This window comes from Rhodococcus sp. A14 (genome assembly GCF_011603105.1).
Lineage (GTDB): Bacteria > Actinomycetota > Actinomycetes > Mycobacteriales > Mycobacteriaceae > Rhodococcus_F > Rhodococcus_F opacus.
This window is the reverse complement of sequence record NZ_JAAOQS010000024.1, coordinates 60,807-77,187: the sequence shown is the minus strand read 5'-3', so window position 1 is coordinate 77,187 and position 16,381 is coordinate 60,807. Positions and strand designations below refer to the sequence as shown.

Annotated in this window: 14 protein-coding genes and 2 pseudogenes; 11 read left to right on the top strand and 5 right to left on the bottom strand. The window is 65.3% G+C overall.

Features of this window, described 5'->3' with window-relative positions; genetic code table 11:
• The first annotated feature begins 70 nt into the window (after positions 1-70).
• Entirely contained in the window at positions 71-1,654 is a 1,584-nt protein-coding gene (locus G9373_RS15435; RefSeq protein WP_167115638.1) for an ISL3 family transposase, read from the top strand.
• Between the two features lie 146 nt (positions 1,655-1,800).
• Here the strand turns inward: G9373_RS15435 and G9373_RS15430 are convergent, their stop codons facing one another.
• Positions 1,801-2,094, bottom strand: a complete 294-nt coding sequence (locus G9373_RS15430) for a DUF4193 domain-containing protein (RefSeq protein ID WP_054248377.1) — start codon at positions 2,092-2,094, stop codon at positions 1,801-1,803.
• Positions 2,095-2,107: 13 nt separating this feature from the next.
• Positions 2,108-2,446: a WhiB family transcriptional regulator gene (locus G9373_RS15425; RefSeq protein WP_081276543.1), complete on the bottom strand. Its 339-nt coding sequence runs from the start codon at positions 2,444-2,446 to the stop codon at positions 2,108-2,110.
• 1,189 nt (positions 2,447-3,635) lie between these two features.
• Between G9373_RS15425 and G9373_RS15420 the strand changes: the two genes are divergently transcribed.
• Positions 3,636-4,997, top strand: a complete 1,362-nt coding sequence (locus G9373_RS15420; protein WP_100229342.1) for a sensor domain-containing diguanylate cyclase — start codon at positions 3,636-3,638, stop codon at positions 4,995-4,997.
• 445 nt (positions 4,998-5,442) lie between these two features.
• Here the strand turns inward: G9373_RS15420 and G9373_RS15415 are convergent.
• Both G9373_RS15415 and G9373_RS15410 read right to left on the bottom strand, forming a co-directional pair.
• Positions 5,443-5,636 (bottom strand): annotated as a pseudogene (locus G9373_RS15415) (transcription antitermination regulator); the annotation flags it as partial.
• A 259-nt stretch (positions 5,637-5,895) separates the two neighbouring features.
• Complete coding sequence (locus G9373_RS15410) at positions 5,896-6,441, bottom strand: dihydrofolate reductase family protein (RefSeq protein ID WP_005564900.1); 546 nt, start codon at positions 6,439-6,441, stop codon at positions 5,896-5,898.
• Between the two features lie 1,184 nt (positions 6,442-7,625).
• Between G9373_RS15410 and G9373_RS15405 the strand changes: the two genes are divergently transcribed.
• Both G9373_RS15405 and G9373_RS15400 read left to right on the top strand, forming a co-directional pair.
• Positions 7,626-8,885 (top strand): histone-like nucleoid-structuring protein Lsr2, encoded by a 1,260-nt coding sequence (locus G9373_RS15405; RefSeq protein WP_206032220.1) that lies wholly within the window; start codon positions 7,626-7,628, stop codon positions 8,883-8,885.
• Positions 8,886-9,540: 655 nt separating this feature from the next.
• Positions 9,541-10,272, top strand: coding sequence for an alpha/beta hydrolase (locus G9373_RS15400; RefSeq protein ID WP_120659133.1), 732 nt, complete (start codon positions 9,541-9,543; stop codon positions 10,270-10,272).
• Positions 10,273-10,738: 466 nt separating this feature from the next.
• Here G9373_RS15400 and G9373_RS15395 read toward each other — a convergent pair whose 3' ends face one another.
• Complete coding sequence (locus G9373_RS15395) at positions 10,739-11,353, bottom strand: maleylpyruvate isomerase family mycothiol-dependent enzyme (protein WP_005568853.1); 615 nt, start codon at positions 11,351-11,353, stop codon at positions 10,739-10,741.
• A gap of 270 nt (positions 11,354-11,623) precedes the next feature.
• On the opposite strand from G9373_RS15395, the gene G9373_RS15390 reads away from it, so the two are divergent.
• From G9373_RS15390 to lexA, 7 genes and pseudogenes are all read left to right on the top strand, one after another.
• Positions 11,624-11,770 (top strand): hypothetical protein, encoded by a 147-nt coding sequence (locus G9373_RS15390; protein WP_155756031.1) that lies wholly within the window; start codon positions 11,624-11,626, stop codon positions 11,768-11,770.
• Between the two features lie 95 nt (positions 11,771-11,865).
• Entirely contained in the window at positions 11,866-12,372 is a 507-nt protein-coding gene (locus G9373_RS15385) for a polyketide cyclase (protein WP_120659132.1), read from the top strand.
• 382 nt (positions 12,373-12,754) lie between these two features.
• A pseudogene (locus G9373_RS46425) lies at positions 12,755-13,049 on the top strand (deaminase); the annotation flags it as partial.
• A 47-nt stretch (positions 13,050-13,096) separates the two neighbouring features.
• Complete coding sequence (locus tag G9373_RS46420) at positions 13,097-13,273, top strand: hypothetical protein (protein ID WP_240482822.1); 177 nt, start codon at positions 13,097-13,099, stop codon at positions 13,271-13,273.
• Positions 13,274-13,299: 26 nt separating this feature from the next.
• Positions 13,300-13,704 carry a hypothetical protein gene (locus G9373_RS46415; protein ID WP_240482820.1) on the top strand — a complete coding sequence of 135 codons (405 nt, stop codon included), beginning with the start codon at positions 13,300-13,302 and terminating at the stop codon, positions 13,702-13,704.
• A gap of 451 nt (positions 13,705-14,155) precedes the next feature.
• Positions 14,156-15,526 (top strand): MFS transporter, encoded by a 1,371-nt coding sequence (locus tag G9373_RS15370; RefSeq protein WP_005568856.1) that lies wholly within the window; start codon positions 14,156-14,158, stop codon positions 15,524-15,526.
• Positions 15,527-15,714: 188 nt separating this feature from the next.
• Entirely contained in the window at positions 15,715-16,377 is a 663-nt protein-coding gene (gene lexA / locus G9373_RS15365; protein WP_043790831.1) for a transcriptional repressor LexA, read from the top strand.
• Positions 16,378-16,381: the final 4 nt, after the last annotated feature.

The following is a 16,381-nucleotide window of genomic DNA, read 5'->3' as shown; positions in this document are numbered from 1 at the left end:
GTGTTCGGCGTGTCGCCTCGGTGTGCTGACCTGCGGCGGGTGAAGATCGTCGGCGTGTGATTTCGAGGGCGTGCGGGCGTTGCTGCCTCACCTGATTGGTGTCGTTGTCGCGGGGGTTCGTCGGGTCGGTTCTACGATCCGTATCGCCGCAGAGCCGAAGGGCGACCGGGGACGGTGTCCGGGCTGTGATGGTGAGTCTGCTCGCGTGCATTCTCGGTACCGCCGACAGCTGGCCGACACCGCGATCGGTGGGCATCCGGTCATGATCGACCTTCGGGTGCGTCGATTCTTCTGTGACACCATTGATTGCACGGCAAAGACTTTCGCCGAGCAGGTACCGGGTCTGACCGAATCACGGTCACGACGCACGCCCGTCCTCGGCGCGATGGTCACAGCGATCGGATTGGCCGTGGCCGGGCGGGCCGGGGCCCGGCTTGCGACTCGCCTCGGGGTTGCTGTCGGCAGGGACACCCTGTTGCGGGCGGTCCGGGCCATGAGCGATCCGAAGGTCGGCGAGGTCAGCGTCCTGGGCATCGACGACTTCGCGATCCGCCGCGGTCACGTGTATGGCACCCTCGTGCTGGATATGGTCACCCGCAGGCCGATCGACCTGCTCGCCGACCGCACTTCGGACACCGTTGCCGACTGGCTGAAGGAGCATCCCGGCACCGAGGTGGTGTGCCGTGACCGCGCCGGCGCCTATGCCGAAGGCATCCGGATCGGTGCTCCGGACGCCGTCCAGGTGGCCGACCGCTGGCACCTGTGGCACAACCTGGCCGAGGCGGTGGAGAAGACCGTCACCCGTCACCGCACCGACCTGCGTCTGCCCGATGAGGATGCCCATCAAGTCGGCGTCGTCACGGGTGGCATCGATGAGATCGTCCACGCCGCGAGCGAGCCGATCGATGGCCGGCTCGTCACCCGAACCCGCGAACGGCATACCGCTGTCCGGCAACTGGCCTCCCAGGGCATGTCGATTTCCGCGATTGGGCGGAAGCTCTCACTCGACCGCAGGACGGTACGGCGATTCGCCCGCGCCAGCGAGGTCGAGGAGCTGCTGACCAAGGCGGAGTGCCGCGCCAGCTTGCTCGACGAGTTCAAGCCCCACCTCCACGAACGCTTCAATGCCGGGTGCACCGATGCCGCCCGGCTCACTCGTGAGATCGCCCTGTTGGGCTACCGCGGCAGCGACAAGACTGTCCGCCGTTACCTGCAGCCGTTGCGGAGCGCTCTCAATCCGCTTTCATCAGGACCCGCTTCGCCGTCGGTCCGGCAGGCCACCGGCTGGCTGACCCGCCACCCGGATCGGCTCACCGCCGACGAACGCACTGGGCTCGATGCGCTGCTCGAACGCAGTCCCGCCCTGGCCACCACCCGAGAGCTGGTCCACGACTTCGCCGAGATCATGATCGAGCGGCGCGGGAGCGACCTCGGCGCCTGGATGACGGCCGTTGACACCAAAGGAGATCGGGCACTTCGGTCCTTCGTCACAGGTTTGCGCCGAGACCTCGACGCCGTCACCGCAGGGCTGACGTTGCCCTACAGCTCCGGGCCTGTTGAAGGACACATCAATCGCATCAAAATGCTTAAACGTCAGATGTACGGACGCGCAAACCTGGACCTGCTCCGCAAGCGCGTCATCCACACCGTATAGCTAAGGCCGACAACAGAATCACGAAAAGTGCGCCAGATCCATTTTCGGCGAGCGCCATCAAGCTCAGAATTTCGGGATGCGAGGTGCGCGTGCACCCAGCTTTGAGCACTCAGAAAGTGTCCGAGACACGCGAAGTATCTCGGTTCTCAGGTGCAGTCTCGGCAGATCCGCTGCTCGCTGTCGGCGAGGCGGCTGCGGTGGTGGACCAGGAAGCAAGTGGTGCAGGTGAATTCGTCCGTCTGCCTGGGGATGACGCGGACGGCTAGTTCTTCGCCGGACAGGTCGGCGCCGGGCAGTTCGAAGGACTCTGCGGTGTCGGTGTCCTCGACGTCCACCGCGGGGGACTGGGTGTCCTTCCGGCTGGCGGTCAGCTGTTCGAGGGACGTGTCCGTCGACTCGTCGGATTCGGTGACTCGTGGTGCGTCGTAGTCGGTGGCCATGACTGTTCTACCTTCACGCTCTGGGTGTTCGGATCCGCCAGGTTAAAGGGTCCGGCGGCGCGCCACACTCGCGGGGTCGGGCCGGGAGGCGGGTGCGTCGGGTGAGGCGGGCGCGTTCGTTCTCGGACAACCCGCCCCAGATGCCATAAGCCTCGGTGGCGGTGAGGGCATGGGCGCGGCAGTCGGCGAGCACGGGGCAGTTGTGACAGACCTGTTTGGCGGCGTGCTCACGCTGGGCGCGGACGTTGCCGCGTTCACCGTCGGGGGAGAAGAACATTTCGGTGTCGGTGCCGCGGCAGGAGGCGCGGTGTTGCCAGTCCCGGTCGCGGGGGTGGTGGAAATGATGAGGCACAGCGGAATGGTCGCTTTCGGAGTGGAGCAGTGAGCCGATCCGTCGGCAAGGGCGGCGCGGCGCGTGGGTGTGGCCGGCGGGCCTGGGCTTGTTGCCGAGGGTGTGTGCAGGGCAGGCCGATGTGGCGGCGTGGGTGGGATGGACCTCCTTGGAAGCAACCGGGTCGGACCGGGCGCGTACTGCCGTGCAGTCTGAAAGTGTTGTGCGACATGACTCCTCGACACATCGCGGTTTCACTCCTGATGCCCGAGAGTCAGCAGTCGGGTAGCGGCAGCGACAGGCCGGGTTCCGGGACTGTAAACGGTGCGGCACCACGTCCACAGGGCGTGTCGGTGCGTTGATGCCTGGGCTCGACATCGGTGGGACCGGGACGAACCCGGAGGATCCACCCGTGCCGCCTCTCGAGAGGTGATAAAGGGTGTGCTAACGATGGTAGCGACCCGGCGCTCGATGCTGAAGGGAATCGCTCGAAAGTAACTGGCATCACATCCGCAGTCTCGTCGCGAGCATCGAGGTGACCGGCTCGGTCGGCAGTTCGGCGCTTCTCCGACGTTGTCCGAGACGGCCACGACGCGGGCGGTGCCCGGGTCGCGGGACGGCAGAGCCTGACGGTACGTCCCTGCGGCCTTCCCGTAGCGGGGGATCGCGACGAGGGGTGCCACCATCGCTGATGGACACACCGACCCGGTCTCGACCTGGGCGATGGGGGGAGGGTGAGCGCCGACGTCCCCAGCCCACAGGGTTCCTGGACAGGGGAGTGGCGGCCCCGTCGCCCAGGGGAGGTCCGGCGTGCGAGTGCAGTCGGTCGACGCGGGTGGCGGAGAACGTAACACTATTGCGTGTGAATCAGATCACATGTGTGCGTGGTTGCTGACAACACCTACGCGGCCGCTCACGGCGGCGCCCCCCAAGAAACAGCGACGAAGGCAGACTTCTCATGGCAACACCCACGAACCCGACGATCTCCGTGTCCACGCCCCGCACGCTGCGGCGGCCCAGCACGATGAGCACCGCCGAAATCAAGGCGAGAATCGAAGCCATGTATGCCCAGGATCGCCGACCTGGCACTCGCACTGCTCGCTGACACACCGCTGGTGGGCCACGGAACTGAAACACCACCTCTACACCTCGACACCTCGATGGGACAGCCAGGATGGAATCGGCAGCGACGGACGCTCGCCTTTTGCTCATGGTGATCGAACGTGCCCAGAACCTGGTCGCCGTCTCCGACTACGACAGCGGTCGCCTGCGCTATCTCAACCCCGCTGGGAGGCACCTGATGGGGTTGGCCGACGAGGCCGCGGTCGGGGCGCGCAGGGCGCCGGAGTTCTTCACCGATGTCGGGGTGGTGCAGGCCCCGGAGATGGAAGCGGCCCTGCTCGAGCGGGGCCTGTGGGACGGCAGGTCGGAGTTCCGGCATTTTCTGACCGGGGAACCGATCCCGGTGACCGTGTCGATCTTCGTGGTCGAGCACACCGACGACCATCGCCCGGCGGTGATCGCCTGCATCGCCCAGGACCTGAGGACGGCGCAGGAGCACGAACAACGCCTGCACACGGCGATGGAGGCGGCGGCGTACCGGGCCCGCGAACAACAAGCTCTTGCCGAGCTGAGTCGGCTCGCCGTGGACGGTGACCTCGACGACGTACTCGCGGGCGCGGCGGACGCGGCGGCTGCGTTGATGGGTGTCAACTGCGCCGCGGTGGCCCGGGCAGGCGACCCGGGCGGCGTATTGCGGGTGCTCGCCTACCGGGGGCAACCACCCGCCCCGCAGACCTTCGCCGCCGATTCCCAACTGGGATATGCGGCCGCGGTCAACGAGACCATCGTCTGCTCCGACCGGTACGGAGAGAACCGATTCTCCACCGCCGCCATGAAGACCGGCGGATTGCGGTCCGGGGTGTGCGTTCCCATCGGCCGCGCCGGGTCGGTGTGGGGTGTGTTGACCGCGTTGAGTGCTCGCCCCCGGGAGTATTCCGATCGGGAGGTGATGTTCCTGCGCTCGGTGGCCGCGGTGCTGGCGGCGGCGGTCCGGCGCATCGAGGCGGAGGAGGCGCTGCGGTATCAGAGCGTGCACGATGTGTTGACCGGGCTACCGAACCGGGCCCTGGCACATCGGCGGATCGATGCGGCATTGGAGGCGGCGCGCGGCAGCGAGTTCAGGGTTGCGGTGTTGCTGGTCGACCTCGACGGGTTCAAGATTCTCAACGACCGGCTCGGCCATGCGGTGGGCGATGACGCCCTGATCCAGTGGGCCGAACGGCTGGAGTCGGTGGTGCGTCCCGCTGACACCGTGGCCCGGATCGGGGGCGACGAATTTCTCATCGTGTGCCCGGAGATCGCCTCGGCCGAGGACGCCATCACGGTCGCGACCCGGGTCACCGAATTGCAGGTCGGCCCCGGTTCGGGCGGGCGCGGTCTTCGGTTCACCGCCAGCGTCGGCATCGCACTCGCCGGTCCGGACGGAACCCGAGAGTCGCTGATCCGGCGCGCGGACGCGGCGATGTATCAGGCCAAGGCCGCCGGGAGCGGGTACGCCGTGGCCCCCTGACCTGAATCCCATTGCCTCTGAGTCGATTCTGCGCTGACATCGGGGTGCTGAAGGAGGGTCTTGTCGTCAGCGTGGCGGCCCGCCGTGGGAACGAGGTACCCGCACCTTGCCGTCCGCCCGGTCGGTGCGGTCCGGCGGACGATCGGACTTGCCGATGCTGTGAATGGATATGGTCGATGTCGTTCTGCGGCGCGAAGGTCCCGGACTGAACGGCGAAGACCGCCCCGAACCGACCATTGATGTCCGTCCGAGGGCGGTTTAACCTGGAGATGCGGGCCGTATCCCGTCGGGTCGAGATTAGGCAGTCCGGGATACGACTCGCCGCGGGCTTTTCGAGGAAACCGTCGGCTCAGGGAGCGGTTCCGGTCGAGTGCCCGACCGGCTGGACCGGTGCCCGACCGCGGTCGTGACTCGGTCGGGGTTCTGCGGGTTGGCCACCCAGCCCGGCGGGGATACCGGAGACCAGCATCGGAGCACCCTCGGCCTGCTCGATCACCGCCCGTGATTGCGCGTCAGCTGACCGGTGTCGTCGTGCAGGCGGTCCAGGACTCGGGCGACGCGCGGGTGATCGTCGGGATGCTTGTGGGCCAGCAGCAGTTCGGTGGTCAGGGTCACCTTGCCGGGTTGGTAGCCGTGCATCCGGGCGACGGCGTCGGTCCATTCTTATCGCTGCCCGGTCAGGAAGAACCGGAAGCTGCCCACCCGTTGCGCGCGTCGAATGGACGGTCGATTTCGGGCTTGCCGGGCAGGGTCTGTTCTGGGTTCGACGACAATTGTGGGGCGAGCCGTTGACAGGTTCGACACGAATGGATGGAGGGAAGGCTAGTTTCGTCCCGTTCCGCCGTCGGGATCGAGTGTGCAGATCGTTCGTCCGGTGGTTGCTCTGGGGGTGATGTCCTCAGATGGTGTAGCGCAGCAGAGATACGCCGTTCGGGAAGCCGCGGGCCTCCACCAGCTGCAGCGTCGGCAACTCGTACCCGTCGGGGAACAGACGTCGTCCCCGACCCTGGACAGCGGGGTACACGAACAGCCGGTACTCGTCGACCAGGCCAGAGACGATCAGGGCGTGGGTCAGCGTGATGCTGCCGGTGACCACGATATCGCGGCCCTCCTTCCCCTTCAGATCCCGCACCTGGGTGATCCAGTCGCCCGTGAGCACGGTCGAGTTCCGCCATTGGGGGTCGGCCATGGTCGAGGAGACGACGTACTTGTGGATCTGGTTCAGCTCGTCGGTGATCCCCGTCTGGTCGTCGGTCTGTTGGGGCCAGTAGCCGCGGAAGTCCTCGAACGTCTGCCGACCCAACAGCATCGCATCCGCGTGCTCGGACTGCCGACGGGTCGCCTCGCGCAGTTGCGGATCCTGGTCCGCGGGATCGAACCAGTCGCCGAGCATCTCGATGGAGCCGTCGAGGGTGATGTTCTGGGTGATCGCGAGTGTCCTCATATCAAGTACTGACCCCGCTTCGGCCGGAAAATCATCGCCAGCAGAAAACAGCCCCACCCGTGCCGTTGCGATCCAAGCACTGACGGCCCTCGACTTCATCGCGGCGCGAGGGGCGTGTCTGGGCTTCAGGTCGACCGGCATTCTGTGATCGGCCATCCATCGGGTCGTCATCTGGATCGGGTGAACTGGGCCTTGGACGGTTCTTCCACCCGTGCCCCGGGCGATATCTGTCTGCGCGAAAGGCTCCCGGGCGGTGGATGGTTACTGACTCAGCCCGCCTGAGTCTGAATCAGGTCGGTGAGGACAAACACGTGTCAACCCCGATCGCTGCCCCGGCCAGTAGCAGTATCCACCACATCAGGTCTGTGTCGGAGAGCGCGGCGTCCGACGTCGTCGAAGTCGGATTCAAGAGCTAGCCACGAAGGGCGAGACAGCGGTCTACGCGTCCACACTCGACCACGTGATTGCTCCCGTTCGGCGAGATCGGTCGGTGGCAGATTCTCGATCCCGGACTCGCATCGGAGAAGGCAGTCCGCTTCCGTCAAGAACCTCCAAGCCCACTGCACCAGCCTACAAAGCAACTCTGGGAAGAATTCGTTGGTGTCCGGGGCGTGGGGATGCCATGGTGCTCGGTGAGGAGGTTTTCACGCTGTTGAGCGGGCGGGTTTGCACTTCGAGCAGATGGCGTAGATCGTATTCAGCAACGGCCACCAGGAAGCGGCCTCTCGAGAAATATCAGAGAAATATCAGGAGTTGGCCGATTTCCCGAACGGCTGAAACGAAAGCCGGATTTCCTGGCCCACAATTGGATGGCTGTCTGGTTCAGGCCTCGTTCCGGAAACACGCAGATACGCGTTCCGCCCCGAGAGATGCGGCTCGATATCGCTGATCCGGATCGGAGTGACTCGGCCTGATGGATACCGCCGGACCTGAAGTGCAATTCTAAAGCCTGTCGTCGCTGCGGCCAACCAATGTTGTTAATTGCCAAGGTAAGCCGCGCTCGTTCTGCCTGAAGCTTGGGGCGTCGTGAGTGTGGAGCTTCAAGAGGACCGTGACTTCCTGCCCAGATCGGCGATGAGCTGGGGACGGTGAATTGTCAGTTCGGGTGAGCTTCCTGATTACCGGGAGAAGCCGCCTGCCGTTACTGTGTGCGTTCGACGGTTGCCCGGCGAAGAAGGAGACACATGGCGGTATCACCGAGGGGTTCAGAAGGTTCGGCGAGGAAGACAACAAGGGAGATTCGTGAGTGGGCGATCGGGGAGGGGCGCGAGGTGTCATCCCGGGGCCGGATCTCGGCCGAGCTCGAGCAAGCCTTCCATGACGCTCAGGCGAAGAAGGTTCAGACAAAAACGCCGCCGGTAAAGAAGACGGCCGTGAAGAAGCGGGTCGCGCCGAAGGCGCCGGTCACGAGGACGGCCGTGAACAAGGCTCCGGCGAAGAAGTCGTCCAGGGAGATTCGTGAGTGGGCTATCGGGGCGGGTCACGAGGTGTCTTCTCGCGGCCGGATTCCGGCCGAGCTCGAGCAAGCCTTCCATGACGCTCAGGCGAAGAAGGTTCAGACGAAATCGGCGCCGGTAAAGAAGACAGTTGCGAAGAAGACAGTTGCGAAGAAGACAGTTGCGACGAAGGCGGCTGCGGAGAAGACGGTCGTGAAGAAGCGGGTCGCGCCGAAGGCGCCGGTCACGAGGACGGCCGTGAACAAGGCTCCGGCGAAGAAGTCGTCCAGGGAGATTCGTGAGTGGGCTATCGGGGCGGGTCACGAGGTGTCTTCTCGCGGCCGGATTCCGGCCGAGCTCGAGCAAGCCTTCCATGACGCTCAGGCGAAGAAGGTTCAGACGAAATCGGCGCCGGTAAAGAAGACAGTTGCGAAGAAGACAGTTGCGAAGAAGACAGTTGCGACGAAGGCGGCTGCGGAGAAGACGGTCGTGAAGAAGCGGGTCGCGCCGAAGGCGCCGGTCACGAGGACGGCCGTGAACAAGGCTCCGGCGAAGAAGTCGTCCAGGGAGATTCGTGAGTGGGCTATCGGGGCGGGTCACGAGGTGTCTTCTCGCGGCCGGATTCCGGCCGAGCTCGAGCAAGCCTTCCATGACGCTCAGGCGAAGAAGGTTCAAGCGAAAACGGCGCCGGAGAAAAAGGCCGCTGTGAAGAAGATCGTCGCGAAGAACGCTCCGGCGCGGAAGACGGCCGTGAAGAAGGCAGCCGTGACGAAGGTCCCTGCGAAGACGACGACACCCGGGAAGACACCCGCGAGGAGGGTGGCCGCGAAGACGACGGCTGCGGAGAAGACAGCGGTGAAGATGGCTTCGGCGAAGAAGTCGTCCAGGGAGATTCGTGAGTGGGCGATCGGGGAGGGGCGCGAAGTGTCCCCTCGTGGCCGGATTTCGGCCGAAATCGAGCAGGCCTTCCGCGACGCTCAGGCGCAGATGCCGGTCGCGGTCGGCTGAAACGGGTGGTGTCCACTATTAGGGATTCATCGGCGCCTGTTCGTCGCGGTTGGTGTGGGCACCGCGCTCGGCCGAGCAGACCGCGACTATGGCACCTGCGTTGCCTGTGTGGCTAGGCACGGGTCCGCGTGCACCGATCGAATTGTCTCCGATGGCTCAGCTTCCGAAGACGGTCCCACCCCACCCGGTTGCCGGGTGGGGTGGGTGTGGTGGTTGGCGGGTCGGTGGGCGTAGTTGTGTTGGAAGCGACCGAGACGGTGTCGTATTGCCGTGATGTACGCGTCGACGCTGGTGGGCGTGGCGGCGATGAGTTGCCCGGTGCTCGGTAATCCGGACCGTCGCGATGATCGCGTGGGTGGCGGTGTCGATGACGCTGACCGCGTTGGTGGGGGTGCTGTGGGCGACGTAAGCGGTGTGTTCGTCGGGTGCGATTACGTCAATACCGCCTGCGTCAGCCCAACGGGAATGGTTGCGGTGACGAAAAACCTGTTGGCGGATCACGGCGACCACTGCTACTTTTCCGGAGGCCGTGCCAGAGAACGAGGAGGTGGTACCCGTGAACGCAGTATCGACATGGGTGCTCCCCTCTGGGGTCACGGTCGGGCGATAGGTCGTCCGGGAGCGCCGTTCAAGTGCACTCTCGAAAGGCACGACAATGCAATTCACCTCCGAACAGCGCCTCGACGACGGCGTCTTCGAACGCGAATTCACTCTCGGCGAGATCCCCGGCATCCTGTGGACGCCCAAATCTGCATCCGCACCGGCACCGCTGATCCTGGTCGGCCACCCCGGCGGACTCCACATGATGTACCCCCGGTTGGCGGCCCGAGCCCGGCACGCCGCGGCGGAGGGCTTCGCCGCGGCCACCATCGAGCTCCCTGGGAGCGGTGACCGCCCCCGTTCCGCCGCCGCCGAGCAGGCCCGCGCCGACCTGCGCCGGGCGCTGGATGCCGGCGAGCCGGTCGACGACGAGATCGTCGACCGGCTCGTCCTCCCGCTGGTCGAAAAGGCGGTCCCGGAATGGCGGGCCGCCCTGAACGCCCTCCTTTCGCTGCCCGAGATCGACGGCCCGGTCGGGTACTCGGGAGGGGTGATCGCCATCGGCATCCGCCTGGCGGTGGTCGAATCGCGCATCTCGGCCGCCCTTCTGTTCGCCGGGAGTTTCGTGCCCCGCACCATGTTCGAGGAGGCCCGGCAGGTCACCATTCCACTGCAGGTCCTGCTGCAGTGGGACGACGAAGGTAACGACCGGCAACTGGCCCTGGACCTGTTCGACGCCTTCGGCTCCAAGGAGAAGACGCTGCACGCCAATATGGGCGGGCACACCGGCGTCCCGCAGTTCGAGGGGGACGACGGGAACCGGTTTTTCGCCCGGCGCCTGCAGTGAGGCCGGCCCGTCAGGTCGGCAGCAGAGGATAGGAGCTGTCGGGCCAGCAGATGTACAGCCCCCCGATCGCGTCGGTGCCGGCCATCGGCCGGTCGGAGCGGCGCGGGACCACCAGCGGCCAATCAGCTGGGCCTACGCCGTGATCTGCTCAGCGCCAATGGCTGTTACCGGTTCACGGCTCGGGTGCATAGTCCGGGCTGTGAACGAAACCCGTCCGGTCGGTCAGCGAAGGGGCGACCGACACCGGTGATGGATGATCGGCGGTACGAGCGGCCCGACCGCGCACTCGAACCGCGGCAGTACCTCCGCGGCGGTACCTCCGCGGTCGTTCACAGATCCGACGTCGCCACACGTTGTCTCTCCGGCAGGCCGCTGAGCGATCCGCTTGCGGAACCACCGGTCCGGGGCGGGCTGTCGGCCAGACTGTCTCGCTGGTGGTCAATTCTGCGGGACGCCACGGGCGTGATCACTCCAGCGCAGATATTCCGGGTCCTTCGAGGTCATCGAGCGCCGACTTGCGCCCTGATATTGCCATGAGCAGTGACAGTGCCGGGCCGCGGACTTCTGGGCCATCTCCGATCGACACGTCTGCGTCGGTGGCACGCAACTGGACCGAGGCAATGAGTTGCTTCGCACCGCCCAGGGATACCGGGGTGCGCGCCTGATACTGCAACGACCTGATGACCGCCTCCGATGGATATGTACGGGTGATGCCCAGCGGCCGTCGGATGTCTTCGCCGTGGACGACCTCTTCGACCAGCCTGCTGTCGAGCGGGGCCGGCGGCGTCGACGTTCGTGTTGCTACCTGCTCGAGCCGGGCGAGCGTTTGGCGGGGCGTGGCGCCGCGTTCGCGTTCGACGCCCTGGGCGTTCTGGCGATCGAAGTTGAAGCGCGCCCGGGCCATGTTGCGCACGATGCCGAGGCGGGTGGTCTTCGCGTTGTTGATCAAGTGTGCGGCGACGTCGTGCACGGTCCAGTCACCACAGAGTGAGGGGTGGGCCCACTGGGCGTCGGTGAGGTCGGTGAGGTCATCGATCAGCGCCGCACGCTCCGCGTGCACGATCGGCCAGACATCATTCATGAAACCAGTGTGACAAATGCTGCCCGTCACCGATTGCATTGGGCCCGACGCCGTCCCGACCCAACGCCGAGGACGATCGAGGCCGTCGTGCCGCAAGCAGGATCGTCGTCTGGAACGCCGAGCGGAGCACCGGATGACGATTCACTTGCGGAACCAACCATCCGCCGGCTACTGACGGCCGAATTTTCCCCGCTGGTGGTTCCTCAATCGAATCCAACCTCCAGGAACTCGGCGATATGATCGGTCCGTGCTCAATCGTCTGATGGAGTCATGACACAGCGTCTACTGACGGTGCCGATTGTGTTCAAGTCCGATGCGCTGCCCTACACCGCGCCGTTCCATCTGGGAGGCCAGATCGGGGTCCATCTGTCCTGGACGCCCACGCTGGGACGGTGGTGGCGCATTCTTGCGGAGTGATGGCACCTCACCACCTTGTTGCCGATCTAACATGTGCGGGATGAACCCCCTCCGGACCTCCCCGTCAGGATCCGCTTTCGACGGAAGGACTTGTGATGATCGGTGACCGATGGGGCGTGACCGATGACGAGGTTGCCCGTCGTTACCCGTGCGACGAGCTGGTCCCAGTTCCCGTGCTGCAGGCTTGGCGAGGCGTCACCGTGCACAGCACGCCCGACGGACTGTGGCCGTGGGTCGCGCAGATCCGACTGGCGCCGTACTCCTACGACTGGATCGACAATCTCGGACGCCGATCGCCACGGCAGCTGCGCGCATTGCCGGAACCCACGGCTGGTCAGCACTTCACGGCCTCGGGGAATCGTCCCCTCGGGCGCATCCTCTCCGTCTCCACGGCGGAACAGCTCACCGGCGGGATCATGGGTGCGGTGATGTCGTACGTGCTCGTTCCGAACGGCGACTCGACGCGCCTGCTGCTGAAGATCGTCATGGTGAAGGGCCGCTGGCTCGCGCCACTGATCTCCGTCGGCGACCTCGTCATGGCCCGCCGTCAACTGCTCAATCTCAAGCGGCTGGCCGAGCAACCCACGGCCGCGTCGGCCTGAGGTGGAACTGAGGCACTGTCACCGTCAGGGATCCGCTATCGGTGAGGGATCGCTGCCTGCGCTTCTGTTGTTCTGACCAGGGCCGCGTTCGCCATGCTGTTTCGTCGGGTACATGACCGTTGGTGGACCTAGTGCACCCCAGGCCGTCGCCCGGGCGGTCCGGGACGACGGCAAGATTCTCGGATCATGTGAATCCGAACGGTTCGAAGTCACTGTGGGGACCGAAGCCATGGGGACTACACCGCAACCGGTGACTACGAGTTGCGACCAGATGGTTCGCGAGCAACCGCCTATCTCTGCCGTGGACGCCTTTGACGGGAGCTCCATTAGAGGCTCGGAAACCTGCAGATTCCACAGCAGGCCGTGCCTCGAGGAGCACGACATGACCGCGACCTACACCTTCGACGTCCTTTCCAGCCTCGACGGCTACGGCGGCATCAGCGGCGGCGACTGGGGCGGTTGCTGGGGCAAGCAAGGCCCCCGAGTTGCTCGACCACCGCCTTGCCTTGTACGAGACGGAGCTGCGGATGGTTCTCGGCGCCAACACCTATCGGGAGTTCGCGCAGATGCTGGCCTCGAGCACCGAGGAGTCCGAAGTGCGTGATCCGTGGGCCACCTGGATGAGGAGCCTGCCGGCAACGGTGGTGTCGACCACCCTGCGTGGACCTCTCGACTGGCGAGCTCGTGGTGGATCGTCGTGTCCCTGGATGGGTAGGGTGTGCCGGTGATTGTCGCTGTCGAAGGGCCCAGTGCCGCCGGGAAAACCACGTGGTGCCGCGCGGTCCCGGGACAGTTCGTCGCCGAATACATCCCGGCAGGGCAGGAACCGGACGGATCCGATCCGGAGGAGCAGGCGGCCTGCTGGCCGCAGGTCAACGCCAGCGGTGGAGACGGGCGCTGACCTTGGAGGACGCCGGCGGTGTGGCGGTGTGTGACAGTGACCCGCTGAAACTGCATTACAGCTGGTGCCTGGCCGCAGTGGGTGCGGCACCGGTCACGCGGTTCGAGCACGAACTCGCCGCAGTCCGGCAGATGTTCACGGAGCGTCGTCTCGGATTCGCTGACGTGGTGTTGTTGTCGATCCCCGATCCGCAGCAACTGGCGACGCAACGCAATGGCGACCACACCCGCCGGCGCGGTCATTTCGACTTGCATGCCCGACTCTCCGAACCACTGGCCGAATGGTACGCAGTCCTGGACCGACTCGACCCGGGGCGCGTAGTCGACGGCTTCCCGTCTGAGCTCGGCGTAGCGATGCTGGCACCACCGCGCCCAGACCGCCACGACACGGAGCTGTTGGAAGTATTGGTCGACGAGCTGCCCACTCTGTGATGCATCAACACCTTCGCTGACTCTCTGAATCGATCGCCGATCCGCGAGCGGGTGAGTTCATCAGTGGACTCGCAGAGCGGCTGCTGCCGTTGATCGTGCAAACGTTGGCGGCCCGGCGCTCATGTCCTGCTCGCTTCTCCAGGAGCCATGCGTGCGTTTCATGGTGGAGGCATACCCGGCTGCTGAGGCACTGTCCGCCAAGGGTATTGACGCAACCGAGAGCACGTGTTGTCGCACTCCAGTGCGTGCACGCGCGCAATTAGGTTGGTAGTGAATACATTTCACGTGCCGGCTGCACCATCGGATGTGCGGAGGATTCGCACCTGTCAAGATCGGTGATCATTGTGCTCACCGTGCGACTATCGGCGTGTGGTGAGGAACAGTGGAGCGATTGACACCGCCGCTGGGCGACTCGCCCAGGCGTGGGAGGTCGATCCGCTATCGTCGACGGATGAGCGATGACGCGACTCCGTCCGGTCCAACCCGCGCTCCGACGAGCACCCGGCGGGCGGTGCTCAACACGATGAAGGGCTCGGCAGGAAACCTCGTCGAGTGGTACGACGTGTACATTTACACGGTCTTTGCCACGTATTTCGAGGCGCAATTCTTCGACGAGAACGACGAAAACTCCACGCTGTACATCTATGGAATCTTCGCGGTCACTTTCGTCATGCGACCGGTGGGGTCCTGGTTCTTCGGCCGGTTCGCCGACCGTCGTGGCCGCAAGGCTGCCCTGATGCTCAGTATCACCATCATGTCGTCGTGCTCCTTCGTGGTGGCGGTCATGCCGACACGCGAAGTCATCGGGTATTGGGCGGCGGTGATTTTGGTCCTCGCTCGGCTTGTTCAGGGATTCGCGACGGGTGGGGAGTACGGCACCTCGGCGACGTACATGTCCGAAGCGGCGACCGCGAATCGGCGCGGCTTCTTGTCGTCCTTCCAGTACGTGACCCTCGTGGGTGGTCACGTCCTCGCGCAGTTCACGCTCCTGATCGCGCTCAGCGTTCTCGATGTCGAGGCGTTGAACGATTGGGGATGGCGGATCGGCTTCTTCATCGGCGGCATCGCCGCCCTGGTTGTGCTGTGGATTCGGCGTTCGATGGACGAGTCGCTCAGCGAGTCGCATCTGAAGGCCATCCGTGCGGGTGAGGACCGGACGGCGGGGTCCTTGACGGCGTTGTTCACCGAACACTGGCGTCCGCTGCTGCTGGTGTTCCTCATTACCGCGGGTGGCACGGTCGCGTTCTACACCTACAGTGTCAACGCGCCGGCGATTGTGAAGTCCACCTTCGGGGCCGACCAGGCGCTGACGGCGACGTGGATCAACCTGCTGGGGCTGATCTTTCTGTTGCTGCTGCAGCCGGTCGGCGGCCTCCTCAGCGACCGCGTCGGGCGCAAGCCGCTGCTGATCTTCTTCGGTGTGGGTGGTGTCCTCTACACCTATGTCCTGCTCACCTTCCTGCCGCAGACCACCTCGCCGCTCTTGGCGTTCGCGCTGGTTGCGGTCGGCTACGTCATCCTCACCGGGTACACCTCGATCAACGCGATCGTGAAGGCGGAACTGTTCCCCGCCGACATCCGTGCCCTGGGTGTGGGACTGGGCTATGCGCTGGCGAACTCCGTCTTCGGCGGTACGGCGCCGGTACTTTTCCAGGCGTCCACATCGGCCGGGCACGTCGGCTGGTTCATCTCCTACGTGACGGTCGTGATCGGGGTCAGCTTGCTGGTCTACATCTTCGGGCTGAAGAACAAGGCGGTCACGGTGCTCGATCGCGAGCAAGGGAGCGCCTGGGGCGTGCGGGTGTCTTCGGGGCTCCGCTGAGTTGATGCCCGCGGTCCGGGTTCCGGGGGAGCGGTGCCGGCACCGTTGGCCTGTGTCGAGCCACTACCGGCCTGGAGTGCCTCGACCGAGGTCGACGTTTCAGCGAGGTGGGACGCGGAGACCCCGCTCCTGGTCCGCACGCCTACACCGTGCACGAGGGGGCTGTCGTCACCCCCTACCATTCTTCGGTGACCGATTACGACGATCTCGACATGTTCGGTGGCCTCGACGCCTCCACCCTGCCATCGCGCCAGCAGCGGATTCTGGCAACGATCCGGGACTGGGTGGCTGCACACGGATGCACACCGAGCACCCGACAGATCGGGGACGCGGTGGGCCTGCGGTCGACGTCGTCGGTGTCGAAGCATCTGAAGAGCCTCGAGGAAAAGGGCTTTCTGCGAAGGGGCACGGCTATGGCTCGGCAATTGGACGTGCGCCCGTTCCTCGCCGAGGCGACGCGAGGTCGCTCGTCCGAAAACAATGTGACGGTCCCGGTCGTCGGCGACATCGCGGCAGGCGCACCGATCCTGGCGGAGGAGCACGCCGATGAGATCCTGACCCTCCCTCGCGAGCTCGTCGGTTCCGGCACCGTGTTCGGGCTGCGGGTCCGCGGTGAGTCGATGATCGACGCCGCGATCTGCGATGGCGATGTCGTCGTGGTTCGTCGCCAGGACGAAGCCCATTCCGGCGAGATCGTTGCCGCGATGATTGATGGCGAGGCCACCGTGAAGGTGCTCCGGCGCCGCGATGGCCACGTCTTTCTCGAGCCCCGTAATCCTGCTTATGCCGTGATTGACGGTGACGACGCAGTCGTGCTGGGCAAGGTGGTTTCGGTGATGCGCCGGATCTGAGGAT